Origin of the sequence: Bacillus sp. T33-2 (assembly GCF_002860205.1) — a bacterium.
Classification (GTDB): domain Bacteria; phylum Bacillota; class Bacilli; order Bacillales; family Cytobacillaceae; genus T33-2.
On record NZ_PGVB01000005.1, the window covers coordinates 188,489 to 211,235 of the forward strand.

General features: G+C 45.6%; 24 protein-coding genes. 3 read left to right on the top strand and 21 right to left on the bottom strand.

The genetic code is table 11. The features are described from left to right. Window positions 1-39: 39 nt before the first annotated feature. From CVD19_RS04500 to CVD19_RS04510, 3 genes are all read right to left on the bottom strand, one after another. Entirely contained in the window at window positions 40-525 is a 486-nt protein-coding gene (locus CVD19_RS04500; RefSeq protein WP_101580673.1) for a dihydrofolate reductase, read from the bottom strand. Between the two features lie 70 nt (window positions 526-595). Then, the gene (locus CVD19_RS04505; RefSeq protein WP_101580674.1) at window positions 596-1,552 is read right to left on the bottom strand and encodes a thymidylate synthase; all 957 of its coding nucleotides are present in this window, start codon (window positions 1,550-1,552) and stop codon (window positions 596-598) included. Window positions 1,553-1,915: 363 nt separating this feature from the next. Beyond that, window positions 1,916-2,617, bottom strand: coding sequence for an anthrax toxin lethal factor-related metalloendopeptidase (locus CVD19_RS04510; protein WP_257985024.1), 702 nt, complete (start codon window positions 2,615-2,617; stop codon window positions 1,916-1,918). 32 nt (window positions 2,618-2,649) lie between these two features. Here CVD19_RS04510 and CVD19_RS04515 point away from each other — a divergent pair, with 32 nt between their 5' ends. Further along, window positions 2,650-3,027: a GIY-YIG nuclease family protein gene (locus CVD19_RS04515; protein ID WP_101580675.1), complete on the top strand. Its 378-nt coding sequence runs from the start codon at window positions 2,650-2,652 to the stop codon at window positions 3,025-3,027. Between the two features lie 84 nt (window positions 3,028-3,111). On the opposite strand, the gene CVD19_RS04520 is transcribed toward CVD19_RS04515, so the two are convergent. The 4 genes from CVD19_RS04520 to CVD19_RS04535 form a co-directional block, all read right to left on the bottom strand. Then, the gene (locus CVD19_RS04520; protein WP_101580676.1) at window positions 3,112-3,690 is read right to left on the bottom strand and encodes a TerD family protein; all 579 of its coding nucleotides are present in this window, start codon (window positions 3,688-3,690) and stop codon (window positions 3,112-3,114) included. Between the two features lie 34 nt (window positions 3,691-3,724). Then, on the bottom strand, window positions 3,725-4,336 hold the full coding sequence (locus tag CVD19_RS04525) for a TerD family protein (RefSeq protein WP_101580677.1): 612 nt from the start codon (window positions 4,334-4,336) through the stop codon (window positions 3,725-3,727). A gap of 128 nt (window positions 4,337-4,464) precedes the next feature. Continuing rightward, on the bottom strand, window positions 4,465-5,532 hold the full coding sequence (locus CVD19_RS04530; RefSeq protein ID WP_180953515.1) for a toxic anion resistance protein: 1,068 nt from the start codon (window positions 5,530-5,532) through the stop codon (window positions 4,465-4,467). Between the two features lie 34 nt (window positions 5,533-5,566). Continuing rightward, on the bottom strand, window positions 5,567-7,210 hold the full coding sequence (locus CVD19_RS04535) for a YceG family protein (RefSeq protein ID WP_101580678.1): 1,644 nt from the start codon (window positions 7,208-7,210) through the stop codon (window positions 5,567-5,569). 210 nt (window positions 7,211-7,420) lie between these two features. On the opposite strand from CVD19_RS04535, the gene CVD19_RS04540 reads away from it, so the two are divergent. Beyond that, the gene (locus CVD19_RS04540; protein WP_101580679.1) at window positions 7,421-7,678 is read left to right on the top strand and encodes a hypothetical protein; all 258 of its coding nucleotides are present in this window, start codon (window positions 7,421-7,423) and stop codon (window positions 7,676-7,678) included. A 9-nt stretch (window positions 7,679-7,687) separates the two neighbouring features. Here the strand turns inward: CVD19_RS04540 and CVD19_RS04545 are convergent, their stop codons facing one another. From CVD19_RS04545 to CVD19_RS04610, 14 genes are all read right to left on the bottom strand, one after another. After that, window positions 7,688-8,146 carry a GNAT family N-acetyltransferase gene (locus CVD19_RS04545; protein WP_101580680.1) on the bottom strand — a complete coding sequence of 153 codons (459 nt, stop codon included), beginning with the start codon at window positions 8,144-8,146 and terminating at the stop codon, window positions 7,688-7,690. A 142-nt stretch (window positions 8,147-8,288) separates the two neighbouring features. After that, window positions 8,289-9,074, bottom strand: coding sequence for a TerC family protein (locus CVD19_RS04550; protein WP_101580681.1), 786 nt, complete (start codon window positions 9,072-9,074; stop codon window positions 8,289-8,291). Between the two features lie 87 nt (window positions 9,075-9,161). Next, on the bottom strand, window positions 9,162-9,740 hold the full coding sequence (locus CVD19_RS04555; RefSeq protein WP_101580682.1) for a TerD family protein: 579 nt from the start codon (window positions 9,738-9,740) through the stop codon (window positions 9,162-9,164). A 107-nt stretch (window positions 9,741-9,847) separates the two neighbouring features. Beyond that, a complete protein-coding gene (locus tag CVD19_RS04560; protein ID WP_101580683.1) occupies window positions 9,848-10,429 on the bottom strand; it encodes a YpjP family protein in 582 nt (193 codons plus the stop codon). A gap of 322 nt (window positions 10,430-10,751) precedes the next feature. Next, window positions 10,752-11,528 (bottom strand): class I SAM-dependent methyltransferase, encoded by a 777-nt coding sequence (locus CVD19_RS04565; RefSeq protein ID WP_101580684.1) that lies wholly within the window; start codon window positions 11,526-11,528, stop codon window positions 10,752-10,754. A gap of 68 nt (window positions 11,529-11,596) precedes the next feature. Then, window positions 11,597-12,031 (bottom strand): BrxA/BrxB family bacilliredoxin, encoded by a 435-nt coding sequence (locus tag CVD19_RS04570; protein ID WP_101580685.1) that lies wholly within the window; start codon window positions 12,029-12,031, stop codon window positions 11,597-11,599. 84 nt (window positions 12,032-12,115) lie between these two features. Beyond that, the gene (gene ilvD, locus CVD19_RS04575) at window positions 12,116-13,828 is read right to left on the bottom strand and encodes a dihydroxy-acid dehydratase (protein ID WP_101580686.1); all 1,713 of its coding nucleotides are present in this window, start codon (window positions 13,826-13,828) and stop codon (window positions 12,116-12,118) included. Between the two features lie 212 nt (window positions 13,829-14,040). Next, window positions 14,041-15,171 (bottom strand): conserved virulence factor C family protein, encoded by a 1,131-nt coding sequence (locus CVD19_RS04580; RefSeq protein ID WP_101580687.1) that lies wholly within the window; start codon window positions 15,169-15,171, stop codon window positions 14,041-14,043. Window positions 15,172-15,267: 96 nt separating this feature from the next. Continuing rightward, a complete protein-coding gene (locus tag CVD19_RS04585; RefSeq protein ID WP_101580688.1) occupies window positions 15,268-17,145 on the bottom strand; it encodes an ABC-F family ATP-binding cassette domain-containing protein in 1,878 nt (625 codons plus the stop codon). Then, window positions 17,142-17,777: an HD domain-containing protein gene (locus CVD19_RS04590; RefSeq protein WP_101580709.1), complete on the bottom strand. Its 636-nt coding sequence runs from the start codon at window positions 17,775-17,777 to the stop codon at window positions 17,142-17,144. The genes CVD19_RS04585 and CVD19_RS04590 overlap by 4 nt, the downstream gene beginning before the upstream one ends. A gap of 116 nt (window positions 17,778-17,893) precedes the next feature. Beyond that, window positions 17,894-18,742, bottom strand: coding sequence for a DegV family protein (locus CVD19_RS04595; protein WP_101580689.1), 849 nt, complete (start codon window positions 18,740-18,742; stop codon window positions 17,894-17,896). A 99-nt stretch (window positions 18,743-18,841) separates the two neighbouring features. Beyond that, window positions 18,842-19,318 carry a glutathione peroxidase gene (locus tag CVD19_RS04600; RefSeq protein ID WP_101580690.1) on the bottom strand — a complete coding sequence of 159 codons (477 nt, stop codon included), beginning with the start codon at window positions 19,316-19,318 and terminating at the stop codon, window positions 18,842-18,844. Between the two features lie 29 nt (window positions 19,319-19,347). Then, entirely contained in the window at window positions 19,348-19,869 is a 522-nt protein-coding gene (locus CVD19_RS04605) for a hypothetical protein (RefSeq protein WP_101580691.1), read from the bottom strand. A 24-nt stretch (window positions 19,870-19,893) separates the two neighbouring features. Beyond that, entirely contained in the window at window positions 19,894-21,582 is a 1,689-nt protein-coding gene (locus tag CVD19_RS04610; RefSeq protein ID WP_101580692.1) for a formate--tetrahydrofolate ligase, read from the bottom strand. 183 nt (window positions 21,583-21,765) lie between these two features. Here CVD19_RS04610 and metA point away from each other — a divergent pair, with 183 nt between their 5' ends. Then, window positions 21,766-22,674, top strand: coding sequence for a homoserine O-acetyltransferase MetA (gene metA / locus CVD19_RS04615; RefSeq protein WP_101580693.1), 909 nt, complete (start codon window positions 21,766-21,768; stop codon window positions 22,672-22,674). Window positions 22,675-22,747: the final 73 nt, after the last annotated feature.

Here is a 22,747-nt window from a genome sequence, read left to right on the forward strand (position 1 = left end):
AGCCGGACTGGGCTGCTTTCTTGTAGTTCCTGTTGAGTTTTATTTTCTCTCATAAATGCAAAAGTAATAATCATAAGGATTTTTGTCATCTTTCGGGCCTTTTTCCTTGGTCACAAGTTTCCACTCATTTTTGTTTATTTCAGGGAAATATGTATCCCCCTCAAATTCAGCCTCAATTAAAGTAATGTACATTCGGTCAGCTACGGGTAATGTTAACTTGAAGATTTCTGCCCCGCCGATCACAAAAATCTCGTCATCTTTTTTTTCGTCTAATCTTGTAATTTCCTCAACTGAATGGATTACAGTGCACCCTTCTGCAACATAATCTTTATCTCTTGTAATAACGATGTTTTCCCTGCCAGGTAATGGACGTCCAATTGATTCATGCGTTTTTCTGCCCATCACGATAGGATGACCCATCGTCACCTGTTTAAAGAATTTTAGATCCGCTGGCAAGTGCCACGGCAGCTGATTTTCTTTTCCAATAACCAGGTTTTTATCCATGGCAACAATAAATGAAATCATTTAACCATTCCTTTCCCTTTTAAAATAACATCCAGGGAATTTACTGCTCTGGACGCTGAACTTAATGTTATTAAACGGCAATTGGGGCTTTAATTGCCGGATGAGGATCGTAGCCCGTAATTTCAATATCGTCCAGATTGAAATCAAAAACTGATTTTTTCTCGGGATTTAATTTTAATGTTGGAAAAGGACGTGGTTCACGCTCAAGCTGCATCTTAACCTGGTCGCTATGGTTAAGGTAAATATGCGCGTCCCCGAAAGTATGTACAAATTCACCCACTTGTAACCCGCATTCATGCGCTATTAAATGCGTTAGCAGAGCATAGCTGGCTATATTAAAAGGCACACCTAAGAAAATGTCCCCTGAACGTTGATAAAGCTGGCAGCTCAGTTTCCCATCCGCTACATAAAACTGAAATAAACTATGGCAGGGCGGCAGTGCCATCCCGGATACTTCCCCAGGATTATAAGCCACTACTAACAGCCTTCTGCTGTCCGGGTTCCGCTTGATTTCTTCTATTACATTTTTTAACTGGTCAACCGTCTCTCCGCGGGAAGTCGTCCATTCCCTCCATTGTTTTCCATATACTGGACCCAGTTCGCCGTACTCTTTGGCAAATTCGTCATCGTCAAGGACTTGTTTTTTGAATTTATCCATTTCTTCTTCATATATCTTTTTAAATTCAGAATCCGTTTGGCTCCTATGGCCAAAATCTGTCATATCAGGGCCGGTATAGTCCTTGCTTTCCACCCAGTTTTTGAAAGCCCACTCGTTCCAAATGTTGTTGTTGTGCTGCAATAAGTATCTGATATTCGTATCACCTTTAATAAACCATAAAAGCTCACTTGCTACTAATTTGAATGGCACCCGTTTCGTAGTCAATAAGGGGAACCCTTTATTTAAATCAAAACGCATTTGGTAGCCGAACACTGATACAGTCCCTGTCCCTGTCCTGTCGGCTTTTTTCGTTCCGTTTTCCAATGTATAACGGCACATATCAAGATATTTAAATTCCTGATGAACCAATGTTTCTTCCCCTTTCTATGTAGGTAGTTTCAAGAAAAGCACCTGATTTCGTCATAAATGTACAAATTTCATTATAACAATGATGATGTAACTTCGAAATAAAAATAGGGGATATCATTTCTTTTTGAGTAGGCTAAAGCAAACGCTTTGCCAGTCTGATTGTGTCTCTGTTTAGGACAGGTCATGCAGAAAAAAATCGGCATCTGGTCTGAATGGTGGCCTCATTCGGACAGGGCCAGGAGAATAAAACCGGATCCTGTCAGAATCCATGCCCTATTCGGACCAGGTCAGGAGAAACAATTGGATCCTGTCTGAACATTAAACAAAAAACGGCACCCAACAAGGAGTGCCGCACAACATTATTTAATCTAAACTATTAATATATGCATAAGTTTCCGGTGAAGCTTCTTTTAATAGACGGATATTTTCCCCGCCTATATAGAACATCGCAAAGGCTTCAGCAAAATATTCTTCCGGATAATTTAGTAAATACGGGCGACCCGGAAAAAGGTTGACGCTCTCCTGCCTCCAGATCCGCAAAAATTCCTCATCTTTCCGGATTCCGCCATACACATGGCGGTCGATTGAATGTGCCAGTTCATGCAGCTCCAGATTAACAGAGCCATGCCCTTTTCCTGTACCGCTGCTTCCGATTTTCACAAGAACCCTCTGGGAACCGCCCATTCCAGGGACATCATCCCAAGTTGTCTCGGTTTTATAACCTCTTGGAATCACCCCTTTTAAATGGCTCGCAGCAGGATTGTCCGTCAGTTTTCCGTCAAATAAAATGACGCTAATCCCAGCATCAGAAACTTTGAGGAGCATGGATTCGGGCAGCCTTTCCAGACGTGAAATGATTTTCGCGGTTTCTGCCTGGTCAAACGTCCCTTCCGGCAAGACGACTATTTCACCAAGAAGATTGATAGACTTATTAGAGAGAGAATCATATAATGAGGAATTAACTGGGAATTCGATTAACTTGATTCCATCTATATTATTATGGGCACTGCCTAGCAATGGCAATGAGAGAAAAATAATCATGATGAAAAAAAACAGTTTGCGCAACAAAAATTCTCCCTTTCATAGGAGGCATCGGCATGACCGCAGAAATCAGCCAAAACCACACCTTATATACAATATATTTAGATTTGAAGCACAATTCCACTGTATCCGTTGGACGCCTCGGAACCTTCTTTTTCGAAAAAGGGACCTATATATATGTGGGGAGTGCTAAAAAGAATATAAAAGCACGGGTGAACCGCCACCGGAAGCTGGAAAAACCGAAAAGGTGGCATATCGATTACCTTCGCCAGTATGGAGAGGTTACCAAAATTATAACATATGAACATACTGATGGTGAGTCTGCGTTAGCTGAGAAAATCAGGAAAAAAACAGGGGGGATCAATCCTGTAAAAGGGTTTGGGTCATCCGACTGCAAGTGTTTTTCTCATCTTATTTTTAGCCCATGCCAATAAATAGAACAGACTGGAAAAAGCAGTCGTGTGTGTAACGCTTATTAACAAAATAAGGCTGCCAGCGAACAGGCAGCCTCTCTATCATTATACTTGAAGCCCAAAATGCCGGCAGAGGGCGGCCAGGCCTCCGGAAAAACCGCTGCCAACGGCGTTGAATTTCCACTCACCGCCATGGCGGTATAGTTCACAAATGACGACAGCCGTTTCAACCGAGAAATCCTCACCAAGGTCAAATCTTAAAATCTCTTGATTCGTTTCTTCATTTACCACACGCGCAAATGAATTGGACACCTGCCCGAAATTTTGGCGGCGTGCTTCCGCATCATGTATTGTGACACTGATCGCGATCCGGTGAACATTTGACGGCACTTTGCTGAAGTCGATCAGGATCTGCTCGTCATCTCCCTCGCCTTCCCCGGTACGGTTATCCCCAGTATGCTCTACTGCGCCGCTTGGATGCTTCAGGTTATTATAAAAAATGAAATCGGTGTCCTGCTGGCATTTTCCGTTTCCATCAGTAAGAAAGGCGGAAGCATCCAAATCAAAATTATTGCCGCCATCAAAGCTGTTAATGTCCCAGCCGAGCCCGATTACAGCTTTGACCAGCCCGGGATTGGTCTTTGTCAAATCGATGCGCTGACCTTTTGACAGATTAATGCTCATAATCTCTCACCTCTGAAAATAGTATTTTTGCAAATTAAGTATAAGACTTGACAACATCTTGAAGCCCTGCTGCCGATGTCCCAGTCCCGACGGCCGCAAATTTCCACTCATTTCCGTGGCGGTAGATTTCACCTACGATCAGGCTTGTTTTTCCACTGTAATCATCTGTCAGGTTATAGTGGATCAATTCCTGGTTGTTGGCAGGATTAACCACCCGGATAAAAGCGTTCTGGATCATGCCAAAATGCTGCCTGCGTTTTACACAGTCATATATGTTTACAACAAATACAAGCTTTTGGATATTGGAAGGAACCCGGTTCAATTCGACAAAAACCTGCTCGTCATCCCCGTCCCCGTCCCCTGTCAGGTTATCTCCGGAGTGGGATACGCTTCCGTCTTTGCTTCTTAAATTCCCAAAATAAATAACATCCTGGTTGCCTTGCAGCCGGTCGTTCTCGCCTAGCATGATGACAGACGCGTCACAGTCGATGTTTGCTCCACCGCCGCCGCCGAACAGCGACCCAAGCAGACCGCCGCCTCCCTTGCTTTGAACAGGATCCCATCCCAAGCCTACCATTATTTTAGATAGTCCCGGGTTTCCTTTCGTCAAATCCACTCGCTGGCCTTTTTGTAAATTAATTGCCAATTTTCTCACCTCTAAATTTTTATAGAATAATAGACCCGTTATGTTTATTTGGACCGGATGTGCCTGCGGATCTGCCAGACAGTGCCCGGTAAAAAGAAACTATATATTAAAATGAGCAGGATTTATATTTACTGCTTCATTTTTTTAAAGTTATCCTGGAGCTGGACTAATCGCTTTGTGCCTTCTTCGCGCAGGCGTTTATTTTCTTCTTCTATCGCTTTTGTTTCCTGCATGCCCTTCATGATGATATTCCAGCTTTCCTCAATCGTTTCGATTTTAATGCCCGGGCTTCCCGCCAGGCTTGCAATGTCAGTGCTTTGCCGCGAAATATTCTGGGCGTTGCGGAGCAGCATTTCATTTGTGCGGCGGTCGAGCTCACTCATGGAATCAGCTACAAGCTTTTGCCTTTTTGCAGCGACTGCCTGGATTAAACCATTTTTAAAAATCGGGATCGTCGTAACAAAAGCCGAATTGATTTTCCCGATCAGTTTCGTATTGCCCCGCTGGAGAAGCCTGATTTGGGGTGCGGTTTGAAGGGCAACCATTTTAGCCATTTCCAGGTCATAAATGCGCTGTTCAAGGAGTTCAACCGCATTCCTCAGTGAATCGAGCTGCATGGACGCCATTTGGTCTCCAGCGGCAGCCTTCGCTTCGAGCTGGGGAAGCGCCTTTGCCTTCAGCTCACTTACCTTCATCTCCCCTGCAACGATATACTTTTCAAGAGTCATATAATACTGGTAGTTTTGTTCATACATCCGTTCAAGCATGGTGGTAGAATCGACCATCTCACTCTGGTATTTTGAAATTTCAATATAGACCTTATCGATTTCCGCTCCCATCGTCTGGTACTTGCCGAATAATTTTCCTACCAGCTTTTCCCCTCGTTTGAAAAGCTTGCCGAATAAACCGCCAGAAGCTTTTTCAAAATCTTTTTTATCAAATTTATCCATGATTTTGCCGAGCTGCTTAAGCAATTCCCCGGAATCCTCAACCTTTGTTGTCCGCATATTGCTTAAAATTTGGTCAGAAAAGCGGGAAATCTCAACTGCAGGCTCTTTACCGAATTCGAGAATCTGGATCTGGTCACGCTCATCTATGCTCCGTGCCAAGTTTTGGACTTCCGTTTCATTCCGGAGGGCAAGCTTAATGTCGGAGACTTTTTCTTCAGACAGCTTGTCTTCCGTATTCGCCTTCATGAGGCTGACATCAGAGTTTGTTTGGTTTATCAATCTAATCTCCCCTTATATTTTTTAGAAATCTTCGGAACAACGCGTGTTTCAGAACGGATGGCTCCTTATACTCCTGGTCAAATACGATATCGTCGAGCCAGTGCACATCAAAAAAGCTCTCTTCGATGAAGTTCTCGATATCATTTCTGCCTTGCGGGTTATACAGGAGGATGTCAGCTCCAAACTGATTCAGCAGAAGGAGAAGGGCCGCATCTGACCTCCTCATCGTCCCGTTTAATTCGTTGTTGTAAAAAATGAATTTGGGCACATCCTGGGAGTAATCGAATTTTTGGAGCATTTGCAGAAATTTTTCGGGAATCTGCATTCCATGGGTGAATAAATAGATTTTTACTTGCTCCCAGGTTTCATTGTGGACAGTCTTTAATCCAGGATGAGCACATGTACTCCTTATGGCATGTGCAATACCTTTTTGCAGGCCGGCAGGCAAATGTGTATAGCGCCAATAATGGGCCCGCATCATTTTTCCTGGATCTGGCAGCCCGTCAAGGCCAATAGCATTCTGGTAATGGAAGCGGAAATCACTATTCACTCCTGCTGTAAATGGAAATTGATTTATAAGAAGTGAATTGTCTAAATCAACGGTAGAATGCAAACGGTCCCAGTATTCCTTCCGGTTTCTGCTGACGCCCTGGATTTTCGAGAATAAAGATGGTATTTTCACTTCCCCGTTTTTCACTGTAAAATCAGGACGGAACATCGCTTTTTCCTTCGCAATGATAAACAGTTCGTCATATGTAGTCTTCAACGTGACCGCAGTCGGGGTGTAATCCCTCAATTGCCATGGTTTGTATAAACCTGAGCCCTCATGGTTCAGTATTGTCTCTATTTCCCTCGATGCCCTGTAGGCAATTGTCGCTTTCCGTTTCCGTTTTTCAACCGGAAAGGGTTCCGGTTCTTTTTGTTCTGGGTAGTTGTGGACAAAGGTCATCGACTTTTCGGGGTCCACCAGTGCGAAAATATCATCCCCATCCGGGTGGAACGCGACAATATCACAGCCAAGCTTCATCAGGAAATACACAAAATACTGCTGGCTCTTGTTAAAGTCCCCATACCATAGCCATTTCGGCATTGCAATGGATGGATCCGCGTTTCGAATGGGCTCCTGTAAATGGTTGAACGACCACTTTATCAAATCTACGAGTACGCGGCGGAATTCAGGGCTTTTCATGCCATCAGCTTCTTTACTGACGAATAGCAAAATGGTATCAGTAATTGCTTCCCTGATCTTCCTGTGAAGCAACGGGTGCTGTGAATCAACCAGGAGGCGCTCCCCGTCAAGGAAAGCAGCAAAACGGTTGATTGACAAAGACTGTTCCCGGTTGAAATCAAGGAGCCTTTGAATAGACTGGAATTGCTGGTTCGCAATTGATTTATCCAGACTGTCCTGGCTGATAAGGGACAGACCATTCTCCTCTGCATGAACAAGGTCAAACAAATGGTTATAGTATTCATCCTCATCTAAAGGAATCCCGCAAAATCTGGCCAACACTTGTCCAGTATGCAGCTGTGCTCCTTCGGCCTGAAAAAACGGCCTCTCACTATTCGGTTTCTCTAACATCGCAAACCAGTTTTCATAGGACAGCGGGAGTATATGAAGTTCCAGTTGATTGTGAGATAGATACAATGGAATCCCTTCCTCTAAGAGCGAAAAATAGTGTTAGAATTTGTGCTAATATAACTATCATATCATACAAAAACCTAATTTTGCCTTATATCAATTGGTTTACGCACGAATCTACAAAAAGTTTCGTTGCCTTCATTTTGCGGCAGGTTTCACCTTCTGGCATGTCCCAGCATATAGTTGAGTACCAAGACCGAGAAGGTGAAATATAAGATGCGGTTCCTGTATAGAAGAGGGTCATTCGACGACTTGAGGAAAGAACTCCACGACGTCCAGAATGCGATGGCCTCTGAAAAATTTATCATGGTCGATTTATTTTTCTATGCACTTTTATTTGCGCTGTTGACCTATCCGGCCGGTTCCGGTTACTTTCTGTTTGCTGTCATTTTTTCCATTGTATATTTATCCGGAGCGAGCCTATACCTGCTGCTCAGGAAATGGCTGAAAAGCGGGTCAGGATTTAAACAATAACGGCCAGTGTCATATTTCCTTTTCGACAAATTCACGCGCAAGCGTAAATCCTTTCTTTTTGTAAAAATCCCTGGCTGCTGCATTATCAACCCAATAATCCAGTTCTAATGTTTCAGCGCCAATTTCACGGGCAATATGTTCAATCTCGTCCATCAGCGTAGATCCATATCCTTTATGCTTATAAGACTCAATGATGCTTATTTGATGCACATAAACAGACAGGCATTGTTTTTTGAACGCATTCTCAGGATAGGCTTTTTTCTCGATCCATGCATATCCAATTGGCTCGTCTTCTTCTAATAGTAGGAAGATATATTGTGGTTTCCCTACAATGCCTTTGAAAAATTCTGCTACGGCTGGATAATTGTACTCCTTAAAATACTTTGGATAAAGTGATGTATGTATTTCCTGCACATGCTCATTCATTTTTGCGATGGTTTCATAATTGTCTGTTTGGCTGATTTTCATGATCATTCCTCCGTTATGCGAGTAAAAGAATAAAGTCCTTCACCTCAGTGAAGTGTACAAAAAAAGGGAGCCGGACATCCGCCAGTTCCCTTTTTTGATTCATGCATACCGGCACCATTCACTGGGCCGGATGCACTGTTCTTTATTGCTGTACATCCTTTTCAGAAGAAGCTTCATTCTTTTTCTTGACGTAATGGACCACAAACGTCGCAGCAAAAGTCACAAGCAGAAGAAGGAAGAAATAAATGTGATCAATATGGAATCCAAACACACCGGCAAACATCTTGGCGGCAATAATCAAAATTAACACATACGCAGTTGTTTCAAGCTCCGGGACACGGTCAATCAATTTCAGGAACACCCCAGCAACCCCACGCATCATCAATACGCCAAGGATACCGCCCATTAACAGCACCCATACTTCCTCGCTCACGCCAAACGCGGCAAGAACACTGTCGACAGAGAAGGCAATATCCATCAGTTCTACCGCGGCAACAGTACCCCAGAACGTACCGAACAGACGGATCAATAACCCGCCCTGGTTGACTCCCTCAACCTCATCGATGTCCGGATCCTCACCTTTCCTCTTATCCATGAAATACTTGATGGATAACCAAGCCAAATAACCTGCACCAATTACTTTTACCCACCATAGTTCAATTAAATAAACGCCGATTCCGATCGCAATGAAACGGAATACATAAGCACCCAGCAAACCGTAAAAGAGGGCTTTCTTGCGCTGCTTTTCAGGAAGATGCTTTACCATGACAGCCAGAACAAGCGCGTTGTCCGCTGATAAAAGCCCCTCAAGGATAACAAGCGTACCAATCAAACCCCAGCTGACCGGGTCAGTCAACACTCTGGCCCACATGTCCAAATCAAAAAATAGTGCGTAAGTATCAATTATACCTTGTAAAATATCTGGCATTCTAGAAGTTCCTCCCAATTAACATTCGTTTTGTTCGTATTTAAGACCCGGAAAGAACCGGGTCTTAAATCATTATCTATGATTTTATCAAACTTGCAAACCAAAATCTTTTGCCAATGCTGCCAGTCCGCCCTGATAGCCGCTGCCAATCGCACTGAATTTCCACTCACTATTGTGGCGGTACAACTCACCTACTACAATTGCTGTCTCAATCGAAAAATCTTCACCGAGATCGTAACGGATCAATTCTTCGTTGGTGTTTGGATTGTAAATCCTGGCATAGGCATTGGAAACCTGGCCAAAGTTCTGTCGGCGTGCTTCACCGTCATGGATGGTAATTGTAAAAGTAATCCGCTGGACATTTGCAGGTACGGAAGCCAGATCAACACTGACGCCTTCATCATCGCCTTCACCATCCCCGGTGCGGTTGTCTCCGGTATGTACAACTGAGCCATTTCCACCTGTCGTATTGTTATAAAAAACAAAGTCGCTTTCAGATGTCACCTTGCCATTGTCACCCAGCAGAAACACGGATGAATCAAGGTCAAAGTCGTTCCCGCCATCATATTTATTAACATCCCATCCGAGACCTACGACTACTTTTGTCAGCCCTGGATTGGTTTTTGTTAAATCAACCTTCTGGCCTTTTGCTAAACTGATTGCCATTATATCTGCCTCCCTCAAATACTTCTTTACTTTTTACGATATCATTTTAAAAAGGTTTCAAACAGCATAGTAATATTTTTTCATAGATCACCAGTTAATTCAATTGTTTAGCTTTTCCATTGGGGCGGTGTATTTTTGGCCCAAAAGATCGTCCCTAGTTTAAAATGTTCCTGGAATCCGTCATGATGTGTGTGATAATGAAAATTGAACCAGTACCCTTGCTGCGGCGGCTGGTCCCTGCGTACATGGAATCGGATGAGATCCTTGCCGTCTGCACCGGAAATATTGAATATTTTTTCGGAAGTACCGCCTCCAGGAGATTCAGAAATGATCAGGTGATCCAGGCTGTCTTCGGGATGCTGCAGGACAACTGACTGTATTGCCGTTTCGATCCCGGGAAGGATCACCTGGCGAAATTCATTTTCAATCACGGGGCCGATTTTCGATCCAAATTTCTCAAATGACAGATCTTCAGCGTCTTTCATCGCTCTTTCTACAAATTTTTTCCTGGGCTCTTCCTCATCAAGCTGCTGCCCGGCCGGCTCATATTCAAGCGAATTGAATGTGTCTGGTTTATTGTTCTTTTCCTGCCACTGTGTAAATAAATCTGTCGCCTGTGCCGGGGTTACGATCCCAAGAGTTGCGATGGAAATAATTACAACGAGTGATTTCCGCAACCAAATAGGCATTCTTTTTCTCCTTTCTGCAGTAGGCTTAAACAAATCTATCAAGCCTTTTCTGATTCACCGCACTATTCTTTTAAAATATTATACTTGTTTTTACGAAAAAAAGGGGAAAAGGGTTTCAAGATTTTTAAAAAAGGTTAAAATATATGATTAAGAATACAATTGACGCGATAGCATATTAATCGTAAACAAGGGGAAAAAGGAGGAGAAGTAAATGGAATGGTCCACAGTGATCGCGATTCTCAGTTTGTTGTTGATGGGATACTTCGTTTATCTTGCAATAGCGGATTGATGATGTACATAAAAGAGGGCGCCACAGCCCTCTTTAGTGTTTCTCCAATACGCCGTAATGAAATTTTGCGGATTTTCTTAATTGCACCACAAACCCAAACTGCGTAAACCGCGTGCTGCGAAAATGGTCTTTCAGGATGACCCGTTTTTTTGCCACCCTCACCGCTTCCCTGATCAATTCTTCAGAAATGCCCCCAAAATAAGATATCCGGCTTAATCCCCTTATCCCGTCTGATTCAAGGATTGCCTCCTCAAACATTGGATCCAAGTACACGCAATCAGCACTGTCACCCTTCTGGGTTTTTAAAAAATCTAATGCAAAAATATTATGTACAGATATTTTCGTCATGGCCTCATTCATTTCTGTGAGGCCGGAATCCCAATTTGAGAGCCCCTGTTTAACGACATATGCCAGAAAAGGATTCACTTCGAGACCAGTAACCCTTCCTTCCAGTCCGACAGCAAAACTCGCAACAATGCTGTCTGAAGCCAGTCCAAGTGTACAATCAATAACACTCATCCCATGCTGAAGCCGTGCTGCATCAATGAACGGATCGTGCTCCCCCTTTAACAGCCGCTTAATCCGGAACATTGCGGAGTTAGGGTGAAAAAAGAATGGCTCTTTCTCGCCCAAAGGATATAGCTCCAGCCGTTCCTTGCCGGCTACAATGCAGCCATCCTTTTCAATCTCCTGCAACAACGAAATCGAACGCTTTTTTCTCGGTATGTATTTGATTCCCAGATCCTTCGCGACTTGCTTTGCCATGGCAATCATGGCTTCAGTTGTTCTTCCTGCTGTTGTGACAAACATGGTTTTCACCAAATCCTATCATTCAATGTACAACTACGAAAAAAAAGGATGTCCGGAGACATCCTTTTTTAGCAATTGGCCTCAAGGGCGGATAACAGATTTTCCATGACTGATTCCATCGGCATTCCTTCAATGTCATGCCTCGGGATGAAATGCACAACTTCTTTCCCTTTCAACAATGCCATTGATGGTGAAGATGGTTCGATGCCTTCGAAGTATTCGCGCATTTTAGCAGTTGCCTCTTTGTCCTGGCCGGCAAACACTGTTACAAGATGATCCGGTTTTTTTTCAGTATTCAATACTGCCTGGGTTGCCGCAGGACGCGCAAGGCCCGCTGCACAGCCGCATACAGAATTGACGACGACTAGTGTAGTTCCATCAGCTTTACCCATAAAATTTTCTACTTCTTCAGCAGTGGTCAATTCTTCGAAACCCGCACGCACGAGTTCCTCGCGCATTGGTTTTACCATTTGCCTCATATATTCTTCATATGCCATTGACATAAATATGTCCCTCCCATCACTTATTGCAGTGTTAGCATACTATATTTTTCAGCGGCAATGCAATAAAGACGGCAACAGTTTATGTTAAACATTTACAGGATCATTTTTTACAGTTTCTTCAAACAGGTCTGTAACCGCACCTTTTGATGCGCATGAAACCTGGCGGGCATACTTGGCCAACGCACCCCTTGCTGGCAGTTTCGGAGGGTTCCAGGAGCGTTTCCGTTCAGCCAGCTCTTGCTCGCTGACCTCGACTGACAGGACTTGCTCCTCGGTGTCGACCGTAACCATATCCCCGTTTTGAATGAACGCGATTGGCCCGCCTGCCTGGGCCTCAGGGGCGATGTGACCGACAACAAGCCCATGTGTCCCGCCGGAAAAACGGCCATCGGTCAGGAGGGCAACACTTTCCCCAAGCCCTTTGCCAACGAGTATCCCAGAAATGGAGAGCATTTCAGGCATGCCCGGGCCTCCCATCGGACCCTCATAGCGGATGACAAGGACATCGCCCGCGATAATCTCTCCCCTGAGGATGGCGTTGGTTGCCGATTTTTCATCATCAAACACTTTCGCCGGTCCGGTCATCCTTTTTACCTTCAGGCCTGATACTTTGGCGACAGCACCTGAAGGGGCAAGATTCCCTTTAAGCACGACAAGTGGCCCACTTTCACGGAGCGGACTTTCCACTGGAGTGATGACTTGCTGCCCTGGCTTCAGGTCCTCGCTTTCTGCAAGGTTTTCAGCAAGCGTCTTGCCAGTGACCGTGAGGCAATCCCCATTAAGGAGGCCATGTTTCAACAGAAGCTTCATGACTGCCTGGACACCGCCGGCTTCATGCAAGTCCTGCATCACGAATTTGCCGCTCGGTTTTAAATCGGCAATATGCGGAACCTTTTTCTGAATGCGGTTGAAATCGTCGAGTGATAAATCAACCTCAGATGTATGGGCAATCGCCATTAAATGAAGCACCGCATTTGTGGAACCGCCGAGTGCCATTACGACGGTGATCGCATTTTCAAATGCTGCCTTCGTCAAAATGTCACGGGGGCGGATGTCTTGTTCGAGCAGTTTATAAACAGCTTGTCCGGCTGCATAGCAGTCATCACTTTTTTCCGGTGTTTCCGCTGGATTAGAGGAGCTTCCCGGCAGGCTCATGCCGAGCGCCTCAATCGCACTTGCCATCGTGTTGGCGGTGTACATGCCGCCGCACGATCCCGCACCTGGACAGGCATGGCATTCAATCCTGTTCAGTTCTGCGGCATCTATGGACCCTTTATTATATTGGCCTACTCCCTCAAAAGCTGACACAATATCAATATCTTTTCCATTCAGCTTCCCTGGCTTGATTGTCCCCCCGTACACAAAGACAGCGGGCAGGTTCATCCTGGCAATCGCCATCATGCATCCTGGCATGTTCTTGTCACAGCCGCCGATCGCCACAAACCCGTCAAGGCTTTCGCCGCCGACGACAGTCTCAATCGAATCAGCGATTAAATCCCGGCTCGGCAAGGAGTAGCGCATTCCTTCAGTTCCCATTGAGATACCGTCTGATACGGTAATTGTATTAAAAACGAGCGGAGCGCCGCCGGCTTCCCTCGCTCCGTCTTTTGCCCGGAATGCCAGGTCGTTAATATGTATGTTGCAAGGGGTCACCTCACTCCAGGTGCTGGCAATCCCAATCATCGGTTTTTGAAAATCCTCGTTTGTAAAGCCTACTGCGCGCAGCATCGCCCTGTTTGGTGCGCGTGTTGCATCATCACTGAACACATGGCTGCGAATCCGTAAATCTCTTGCCATTCTAAATGCCTCCCAAAATAGTTTCTTTAAAATATAGTCCTTTTTAATAGAATTTGCAACAATTTTCACAAAATTAATTATCGTAATATTTTTCTAATTTAACTGAATTAACCCTCTATTGAAAATTCGGATCATTTACGGATGAATGTTGTAATTAACTTTATATAAATAAAAGAAAAAGCCCTTTAACCAAAGTTAAAGAGCTTGCAGATTCACTGTTTTCTGGCATCTGTCATCTGTTTCCAAACTGATCCTTTTGCTTCTTCTCCTTGCTCGATCCGCTCGATCGCAATCTTGATTTGCATGCTCACTTCAAATTCGGGATCGTCTTCGGCGGCTTTCAAGGCTGGAAGTGCGCGTTCATCGCCGACTTCATATAAAAACATTGCCGCACGCCACCTGACAAGCTTGCTGCTGTCTTTTAGGGCTTCCATCATCTCATCCATCGCCTCAGCAAAACCAAGATCTGACAGGCAGTCTCCGGCTGTCCGGCGAACGGAGACTGTTTTATCCTTTAGTGCTTTATATAGAAGGGGCAGGACTTTAGTATCCTCAATCATTCCTAAATAGACTGTCGCAAGCCTTCTTATGGATGCTTTTTCATCATGCAGCGCCTTTTCCAGGACAGGGAGGTCATCCACAGATGGATCGTCCATTTGCTCCAAGGCCTGGTAACGTGAACGCCAATCCGGATCCTCCAGATCTGAAAGTGTCACTTTTCTCCAGTTTAGGGCAGGCCGTGATTGCCCCGCTTCGTCAGGAGACTTAGCTTGCAAAACAAGGGCATTCAACCTGTCTTCAGGATACGCAGCCATCAGCTCTTCGACGATTTCCTGTCCTGCCTGTTCGAAATCCCCATACCGGACACCATGCTCTTTCCACTTTCTCTGCATCACCACATTGTCTTCTTCCGCCCGAGCGTTTTCCACTGCCTGGACAAACCTCTGGGGTAACCCGAAACGTCTCTCTTCAGTACCGTCCGAGAGCTTTACCTGCATTGGGATTCCTTTGAACATCTGTACCAGTACACGGATTTCGCCGAAATGGTCATTCAATTGGCCTGTGCCGCGGTCCGCCTGGTTCGCATCTTCACCAAAGGCCTCCCTGACCCCTGGCAGGATGTCTTTCCAGTCAAATTTGGCATTTCGCTCTACCGCAAGAAAATCCGCCACATGGTAGACTCCTTTTACACCGCTGACGTCAAGGATTTTCCGGATTACCTCCGGTGCACCTTCTGCAGAACCTTTTTTATAATTGTTGCTCTTCCCCATCGGAAGTTCTTCGTCAAGATTGATTTTCATCGTATTCGGACTCGGGGTAGGTTCAATCGATTTAATCTTCATTGTTCACACCAACTTTTCACTGTTTCGATAATGCTAATTTTAACATACTTGATCCATTTTTCCTGCTTTTTAGCAATGTGGCGGCTAATGACCAACTTAGCCTTCGGCAATCTCGGAAAGATAACTCCATCTCTCGATCAGATTTTCCAGCTGCTCATTCAGGCTCTCCTCTTCCTTCATAAGAAAGGCGGCTTTTTCAAAATCGGAGCCTGTGTTGGCCATTTCTGCTTTCACCGCTTCAAGGCGTTTTTCGGTGCCTGCGATCAACTCATCAATCTGTTCCCACTCTTTTTGCTCGTGGTACGACATTCGTTTTTTCTTTGGCTTATCCACTCTCGTGCTCTCTTGCTTTTGTACCGGGCCTGATACTTCCTTTTCAGTCTGTTTTTCAAGATAGTCTGTATAATTCCCAAAATACAGCTCTGTTTTTCCCCGGCCTTCAAGGACGAGCAGCTGGTCCACAACTTTATCGAGAAAATAACGGTCATGGGAAACTGTGATCACGACACCCGGAAAATCTGCGAGATAATCCTCCAAAACGGTCAGCGTCTGGGTATCAAGGTCATTTGTCGGCTCATCAAGCAAAAGAACATTTGGCTCTGACATCAGTAATTTCAGCAAGTACAGGCGCCGCTTTTCGCCGCCGGACAGCTTCCTGATCAGAGTTCCATGGGTATTCATAGGAAACAGGAACCTTTCAAGCAGCTGGGAGGCTGAGATCGTTTTCCCGTCTGACGTATGGACGACCTGCGCCGTCTCCTTCAGGCACTCAATCATTCGCTTGTTTTCATCCATGTCTTCATTTTCCTGGGTGTAATAAGCTATTTTCACTGTCTGTCCCGTAATTCGTTTCCCAGAATCGAGCGGAATCCGGCCAGCAAGTATATTTAGCAGCGTTGATTTGCCTGTTCCATTCCTGCCAATGATCCCAAGCCTGTCACCCGGCTTGACCAACAGATCAAAATGGTCCAGGATGACTCTGTCGCTGTACGACTTTGACACATCCTTCAGCTCAAAAACTTGCTTGCCGAGGCGGCTGCCGCTCAAAGCCATATCAAGCTTATCCTGCTGCCTTGCTGACGAAAGTTGGTCCTCCAGCTTTTCAAACCGCTGGATCCTCGCTTTTTGCTTCGTCGACCTTGCCTTCGCGCCTCTTCGTATCCATTCAAGCTCAGAACGGAAGAGGTTTTTCTGCTTTTCAAGCGTTGCGGCCTCATTTTCTTCCCTGATCGCTTTTGATTCAAGGAAGCTTGCATAATTCCCTTTGTAGCTGTACAAGGAGCCTCCGTCCAGCTCAAAAATCCGGTTCGTGACCCGGTCAAGGAAATACCGGTCATGGGTGACGAGCAGCAAGGAGCCGGAATACCTGCCAAGATAATCTTCGAGCCATTTCACCGTCTCATAATCAAGATGGTTTGTCGGCTCATCAAGGATCAGCAAGTCAGGTGCCTCGATCAACACTTGCGAAAGCGCGACCCGTTTCTTCTGGCCCCCGGACAATTCCCCGATATTCTTTGAAAAATCATTTATCCCTAGTTTCATTAAAATTGTCTTCGCTGCAGTGCTTGCGTCCCAAGCGTCAAGGCTGTCCATTTTTTGCTGGAGTGTATAAAGCCTTTCTTGGACATCCTGGTTTTCGGGATTGTCATTTAAATCTATTAATGCCTGTTCATACTGTCTCATAAGCGTCAGCACCGGGGCATCACCCTGGAAAACCTGCTCAAGCACTGTCAGTCCAGGCTCCAGTTCCGGCTGCTGCGAAAGATAGGAAATTTGATAGTCTTTGCCGTATGCAACACTGCCGGAGTCAGCCTGGTCAATGCCCGCGACAATCTTCAACAGTGAGCTTTTCCCGGTTCCGTTCACGCCGATCAGGCCAACCCGCTCACGTTCCTCGATTGTAAAGGATATATTGTTAAACAGCTGTTTTTCGCCGTATGTTTTTGTCAAATCATCAATCGTTATCATTTTCAAGAATGACCATTCCATTCACTGTAAAATTGGTCAAGGAAGCTTTCCATGAAGCTGTGCCTTGCTTCAGCAATCTGTTTTGCCGACTGTGTATTCATCAAATCCTTCAAAAGGAGAAGTTTTTCATAAAAGTGCTGGACAGTTGAATTTGTCCCGTTTCTATACTCTTCCACTGTCATATCTGTCCTGACAGTAAAACCCGGCTCATACATGGGACGCCCTTTTTTGCCGCCGAATGCAAAGGCCCGCGCAATGCCGATGGCGCCAATTGCGTCAAGCCGGTCGGCGTCCTGGACAATTTTCGCCTCGATGGTGGCCAGTTCGATCTTTCGGCCGCCTTTGAATGAAACAGACTCGATTACGTCCCTTATATGCTGGACGGCTTTATTTTCCAGGCGAACGGAATTCAAAAAGGCATCAAGCTTACGCCAGCCTGCCTCTTCGGTCGCATTTAACTTTTCATCTGGAATATCATGCAGGAGCGCCGCCATTTCTATAATGAACGGGTCACCCTCCTGTTCACGCGCCAAAATGTGCAAAGCATTTTTTCTGACTCTGTCAATATGGTGCCAGTCATGCCCGGAGGAATCATTCCCTAGCACATCACGCACGAAAGCTTCCGTCTTTGCAATCATCTCGTTCAAATCGTAACCCCCAATACCTGCCGTGTTTATTTTACCATGAACCTGCTGCAAAGCTGAATGATATGTTTTAAATGGTATAGCAGCACAAAAAAAGCGCCGAATGCGCTTTATCCTTGTTCATTAAACCAGCTTACCCCAATTGTATGCTCCCCGGCGTGCACTCCGATTACAGCCGCGAGCGGGTAGGTGGAAAAATGGATTTGCGGAAACTTTTGTTTAAGTTCTGATTTCCATTCATCAGCTACTTGTTCGTGCAGCCCGTAGAGGATGAATGCTTCTTTAAATTTAGCCCTGTCATACCCGGCTGCCACTAAATCAAAGATCTTTTCTTTTGCCTTATTATCGCTTCTAGCCTTTGCTTTCGTACTTAGTTCACCGTTTTGGAGAGTGATGATCGGTTTCACATTCAGCATGCTTCCTAGGAAAAATTGGACACCCGACATCCGGCCGCTGCGGTGGAGCTGCTCCAGGCTGCCAATCAGGACATATGTCTCGCCGGATTGACTGACTTTTTTTAGTTTTTCCTTTACTTGTTCAACGGACAAGCCTTCATCAATCCACGCCATCCCTTTTTTAATCAGCGCAGTCAGCATATAAGTGAGTGTTTTTGAATCAATAGTAGAAACGGGGATCCCAACTAGCTGTGCCGCCTGCTCGCTTGATTGGACAGTACCGCTCAGCTTAGAGGATACAAGCAATGAAATGACCTCATCATACTCCTTCTCCAGTTTTTCATATAAATCCTTAAAGGCCCCCACGGCTGGCTGTGAGGTCTTTGGCGGAGATTTCAGCGTTTTTAGTTTTTCATATAGCTCCCTTGCCGACAAATCAATCCCGTCCAGATATTCCTTGCCATCAAGGACAATGGTCATCGGAAGCTGATAAACATCGGGATTGTTTTTCAGCTCTTCATCCAAAAAGGCTGTACTGTCTGTTACCCATGCAATTTTTTTCAATATGGCGCCCCCTTCGATACGTATAAAATAATTGTATCATAATTCCTAATTTTCTTAATAACAACAAGAAAAAACCTGCCGGCAAAGGCAGGACCATCACTATAGCAGCTTTTCAATATCAGGTATCAACTCCCCGGGTTTAGTGGCCGGCGCATAGCGGCTCACCACTTTGCCGTTTCGGTCGACAAGGAACTTTGTAAAGTTCCACTTGATAGCTTTCGTGCCCATCAAGCCCGGCGCCTGTTCTGCCAGGTATTGAAAAAGCGGGTGGGCATGCTCACCGTTCACATCGACTTTGGCGAACATTGGAAATGACACACCGTAATTCAGTTCACAGAACCCCTGAATTTCCTCTTCTGTTCCGGGTTCCTGGCTGCCGAACTGGTTGCATGGAAAACCAAGGATTTCCAGCCCTCTGTCGTTATACGTATCGTACATGTCCTGCAACTCTTTATATTGTGGCGTAAAGCCGCATTTGCTGGCTGTATTGACGACCAGCAGAACCTTGCCTTCAAATTCATCAAGCTGGACATTTGCCCCATCAATTTTCTTCGCTTCAAAGCTGTAAACGCCCATCCTTTCAAGTCACCTCTCCCTTAAATACTCTAATGTACCACTTTTTGCAGACTGTTGAGGGATATGATCATGTACCCAACCATTTCTGCCAGGTCATCTATCTGTTCCTCAACGATCAGCCGGTTAAACGGAAGCACTGCCTCATTATGTACAAGTTCCGTTTCCGAAAGAGGATTGATCTTCACGGTTTGTTCAATATTTCGTTCAGAGCCCCAAATTTTTTCCAACGTTTGTTGGATTTGATCGTACACATATTGTTTATTTTGATGTTCCATAAAAAAACGGATGGTGACCGTGCAGCCGGCATCATCGCCTGAAACCTTCGGGGCCATAAGCTCCGCCGCGAGATTCAGAAGGCCCGCATCCAGCTTGAGGCACGCGGTCAGGCTGGAATTCGGGAGAGCAAAATAAATCTCATACCTTCTCGACATCGTTGCTGTATTAATCCAGTCGTTTCGGCCGGTGACGACAATTTCCCCGCTTAAATCACGGTCGTAAACTGCACCCTCAACGACAACTTTCATATTTTCAAAGGCTGTAGGGTCAAACACAGGATTCCACCTGCCTTTTTGAGATCAAAACAGGCCGACAGCGTTGCCATGCTCATCTACATCCATCTTTAATGCGGCCGGCATTTTTGGTAGACCCGGCATGGTCATCACTTCTCCAGTGAGTGCGACAATGAACCCGGCTCCGATAGAAGGCTTCAATTCCCTCACCGTAATGGTAAATCCTGTCGGCCTGCCGATTTTTGACGGATCATCCGACAAGGAGTATTGAGTTTTTGCCATGCAGACAGGAAGCACACCCCAGCCATTTTCTTCAAACTCGGCCAGCTGTTTTTTGGCCTTCGGTGAAAAATCAACACCATCAGCCCCATAAACCATTTTTGCAATCGTTTCGATTTTTTCTTCAAGAGCGTCCGACAAATCATATAACGGAGCAAAATTCGATTCCTTTTCATCCAGCACCTTGAGAAGCTGTTCCGCCAGTTCCGTTCCGCCAGCGCCGCCTTTTTCCCACACTTCTGTCAACGCCGCTGGAATTCCTTCGGCTTTGCACAAATCCAGCAATGCATTCGTTTCAGCAGGTGTATCAGTAAGGAAGCGGTTGACGGCAACCACATATGGCAGACCGAAGCTTTCAATCGTCTCCACATGCCTTTTCAGGTTTGTGAACCCTGCCTTGAGCGCATTAAGGTCCTCGGTCGCAAGTTCCGTTTTCTTCATGCCGCCGTGCATCTTTAAAGCACGGATCGTCGCGACGATTACGACAGCTTCCGGCTTAAAACCGGCACTTCTCGCTTTGATGTTAAGGAATTTTTCAGCACCAAGGTCAGCCCCAAATCCTGCTTCTGTCACGACATAGTCAGCCAGCTTTGAAGCTGCGGTCGTCGCAATCACGCTGTTGCAGCCATGGGCGATGTTCGCGAATGGGCCGCCGTGTATAAGTGCAGGAGTGTGCTCGATGGTTTGGACAAGATTCGGCTTCACTGCTTCTTTTAAAAGAAGTGTCAACGCACCTTCAACGCCAAGGTCGCTCACAGTGACGGGCAGCCTGTCATAGTTGTAGGCCACTACCATATTGCCGAGCCGCCTCTTTAAATCATTCAGATCTGAAGCTAAACAGAGCACTGCCATGATTTCTGAAGCAACGGTAATGTCAAAGCCGTCCTCACGCGGGACACCCTGCAATGGCCCGCCGAGTCCGATGACCACTTTCCTCAGGGCACGGTCATTCAGGTCGAGGGCTCTTTTCCAAACAATGCGGCGCTGGTCGATCCTGAGTTCATTTCCCTGTTGCATATGGTTATCTATGAGAGCTGCAAGCGCGTTGTTCGCGGTCGTAATCGCATGCAGGTCTCCAGTGAAATGAAGATTGATATCCTCCATTGGCAGTACCTGGGCATACCCCCCGCCAGTCGCGCCGCCCTTCATGCCCATCGTCGGGCCAAGAGAAGGTTCACGCATCGCAATCATTGCGTTTTTTCCTATCTTGTTCAATGCATCGGCAAGGCCTACGGTAACCGTCGACTTCCCTTCTCCAGCAGTTGTCGGGTTGATTGCGGTCACGAGGATCACTTTTCCGCTTTCCTTTGTTTTGAGCTTTGTTAACGCTTCTGTTGAAATTTTTGCTTTGTACTTCCCGAAAAGCTCAATTTCATCGTTGGTGAGGCCGATCTGTTGAGCGATTTCTGTAATGGGCAGCATTGCGCTGTCCCGGGCGATTTCGATATCCGATTTCACTTTTGTATTTACGTCCATATCCCTATTCCCCCTGCACTGGTGTCAATACTGGTTTTCCTCCCTTATTGTACCACCGCGCAAGTGTTCTTAGTGGGAAAAGTTTATGTGTTTTGAAAATTTTATCGAACACTTAATTGCTTCATCGTGTTACCGGGATTATAATTAAAAATATTGAAAAATTTACATAAGCGGGGTGATCATTTGCCAATAAAAATTCCAAAGCTGCTACCTGCCCGTGAAATTCTTGAGGAAGAAAATATATTTGTCATGGACGAAGACCGTGCCAATCGCCAGGATATCCGGCCTTTAAATATCCTGATCTTTAATTTGATGCCGGAAAAGGAAAAAACGGAGGCACAGCTCCTACGCCTCCTCGGCAATACGCCGCTGCAGGTGAACATATCCTTTTTAAGGACAGCCACATATGAGGCAAAAAATGCAAGCAGGCTGCATTTGGAGCAGTTTTATACGACTTTTTCAAACATAAGGAACCGGAAATTTGATGGAATGATCATTACCGGTGCGCCGGTCGAACTGCTCTCATTTGAACAGGTGGATTATTGGGATGAATTGACCGAAATATTGGAATGGACCAGCAGCAACGTGACCTCGACCCTCCACATTTGCTGGGGCGCGCAGGCGGCATTATACCATCACTATGGGATTGGGAAATTTGAACTTCCAAAAAAATGTTCCGGCATATATGCCCATCGGGTGCATGACAGGTCTGAAAAGCTGCTGAGGGGATTTGACGATGAGTTTTTCGCTCCGCATTCGAGGTATACGGATGTTTCGGCAGAAGCGATCAAAGGCAATGAGCAATTGAAGCTATTATCGTCTTCAGAGGAAGCCGGGCCTTTCATCATATCATCACTTGACGGAAGGCGGATCATGGTGACAGGCCATCTGGAATATGATACAGCCACCCTTTCTGAAGAGTATGCACGGGATTTGAACAGGGGGCTGGACATCCATTTACCAGAATACTATTTTCCAGAAAACAATCCAGAGTTGCGCCCGGTGAACCGCTGGCGTTCACATGCCCATTTGTTTTTCTCGAACTGGCTTAATTATTATGTTTACCAGGAAACTCCTTATAAATGGGAGTGAACGTAAAAACGGAGCAGCCTTAATCATGGCTGCTCCGTTTTTACTATGATTGCTGAGTGTAATAAACTTCCTC

Bases quoted from the DNA above. Each gene is read 5' to 3' on its own strand.
- CVD19_RS04600 (WP_101580690.1), bottom strand. From the start codon at position 19,318: ATGGGCGTTTACAGCTTTGAAGCGAAGAAAATTGATGGGGCAAATGTC.
- CVD19_RS04500 (WP_101580673.1), bottom strand. From the start codon at position 525: ATGATTTCATTTATTGTTGCCATGGATAAAAACCTGGTTATTGGAAAA.
- CVD19_RS04530 (WP_180953515.1), bottom strand. From the start codon at position 5,532: ATGAAGGCGAATACGGAAGACAAGCTGTCTGAAGAAAAAGTCTCCGAC.
- CVD19_RS04580 (WP_101580687.1), bottom strand. From the start codon at position 15,171: ATGAAGATTAAATCGATTGAACCTACCCCGAGTCCGAATACGATGAAA.
- CVD19_RS04590 (WP_101580709.1), bottom strand. From the start codon at position 17,777: ATGATTGCAAAGACGGAAGCTTTCGTGCGTGATGTGCTAGGGAATGAT.
- CVD19_RS04570 (WP_101580685.1), bottom strand. From the start codon at position 12,031: ATGTCAATGGCATATGAAGAATATATGAGGCAAATGGTAAAACCAATG.
- ilvD (WP_101580686.1), bottom strand. From the start codon at position 13,828: ATGGCAAGAGATTTACGGATTCGCAGCCATGTGTTCAGTGATGATGCA.
- CVD19_RS04545 (WP_101580680.1), bottom strand. From the start codon at position 8,146: ATGAAAATCAGCCAAACAGACAATTATGAAACCATCGCAAAAATGAAT.
- CVD19_RS04540 (WP_101580679.1), top strand. From the start codon at position 7,421: ATGCGGTTCCTGTATAGAAGAGGGTCATTCGACGACTTGAGGAAAGAA.
- CVD19_RS04610 (WP_101580692.1), bottom strand. From the start codon at position 21,582: ATGGACGTAAATACAAAAGTGAAATCGGATATCGAAATCGCCCGGGAC.
- CVD19_RS04555 (WP_101580682.1), bottom strand. From the start codon at position 9,740: ATGGCAATCAGTTTAGCAAAAGGCCAGAAGGTTGATTTAACAAAAACC.
- CVD19_RS04550 (WP_101580681.1), bottom strand. From the start codon at position 9,074: ATGCCAGATATTTTACAAGGTATAATTGATACTTACGCACTATTTTTT.
- CVD19_RS04520 (WP_101580676.1), bottom strand. From the start codon at position 3,690: ATGAGCATTAATCTGTCAAAAGGTCAGCGCATCGATTTGACAAAGACC.
- CVD19_RS04565 (WP_101580684.1), bottom strand. From the start codon at position 11,528: ATGTTTGTCACAACAGCAGGAAGAACAACTGAAGCCATGATTGCCATG.
- CVD19_RS04560 (WP_101580683.1), bottom strand. From the start codon at position 10,429: ATGCCTATTTGGTTGCGGAAATCACTCGTTGTAATTATTTCCATCGCA.
- CVD19_RS04515 (WP_101580675.1), top strand. From the start codon at position 2,650: ATGACCGCAGAAATCAGCCAAAACCACACCTTATATACAATATATTTA.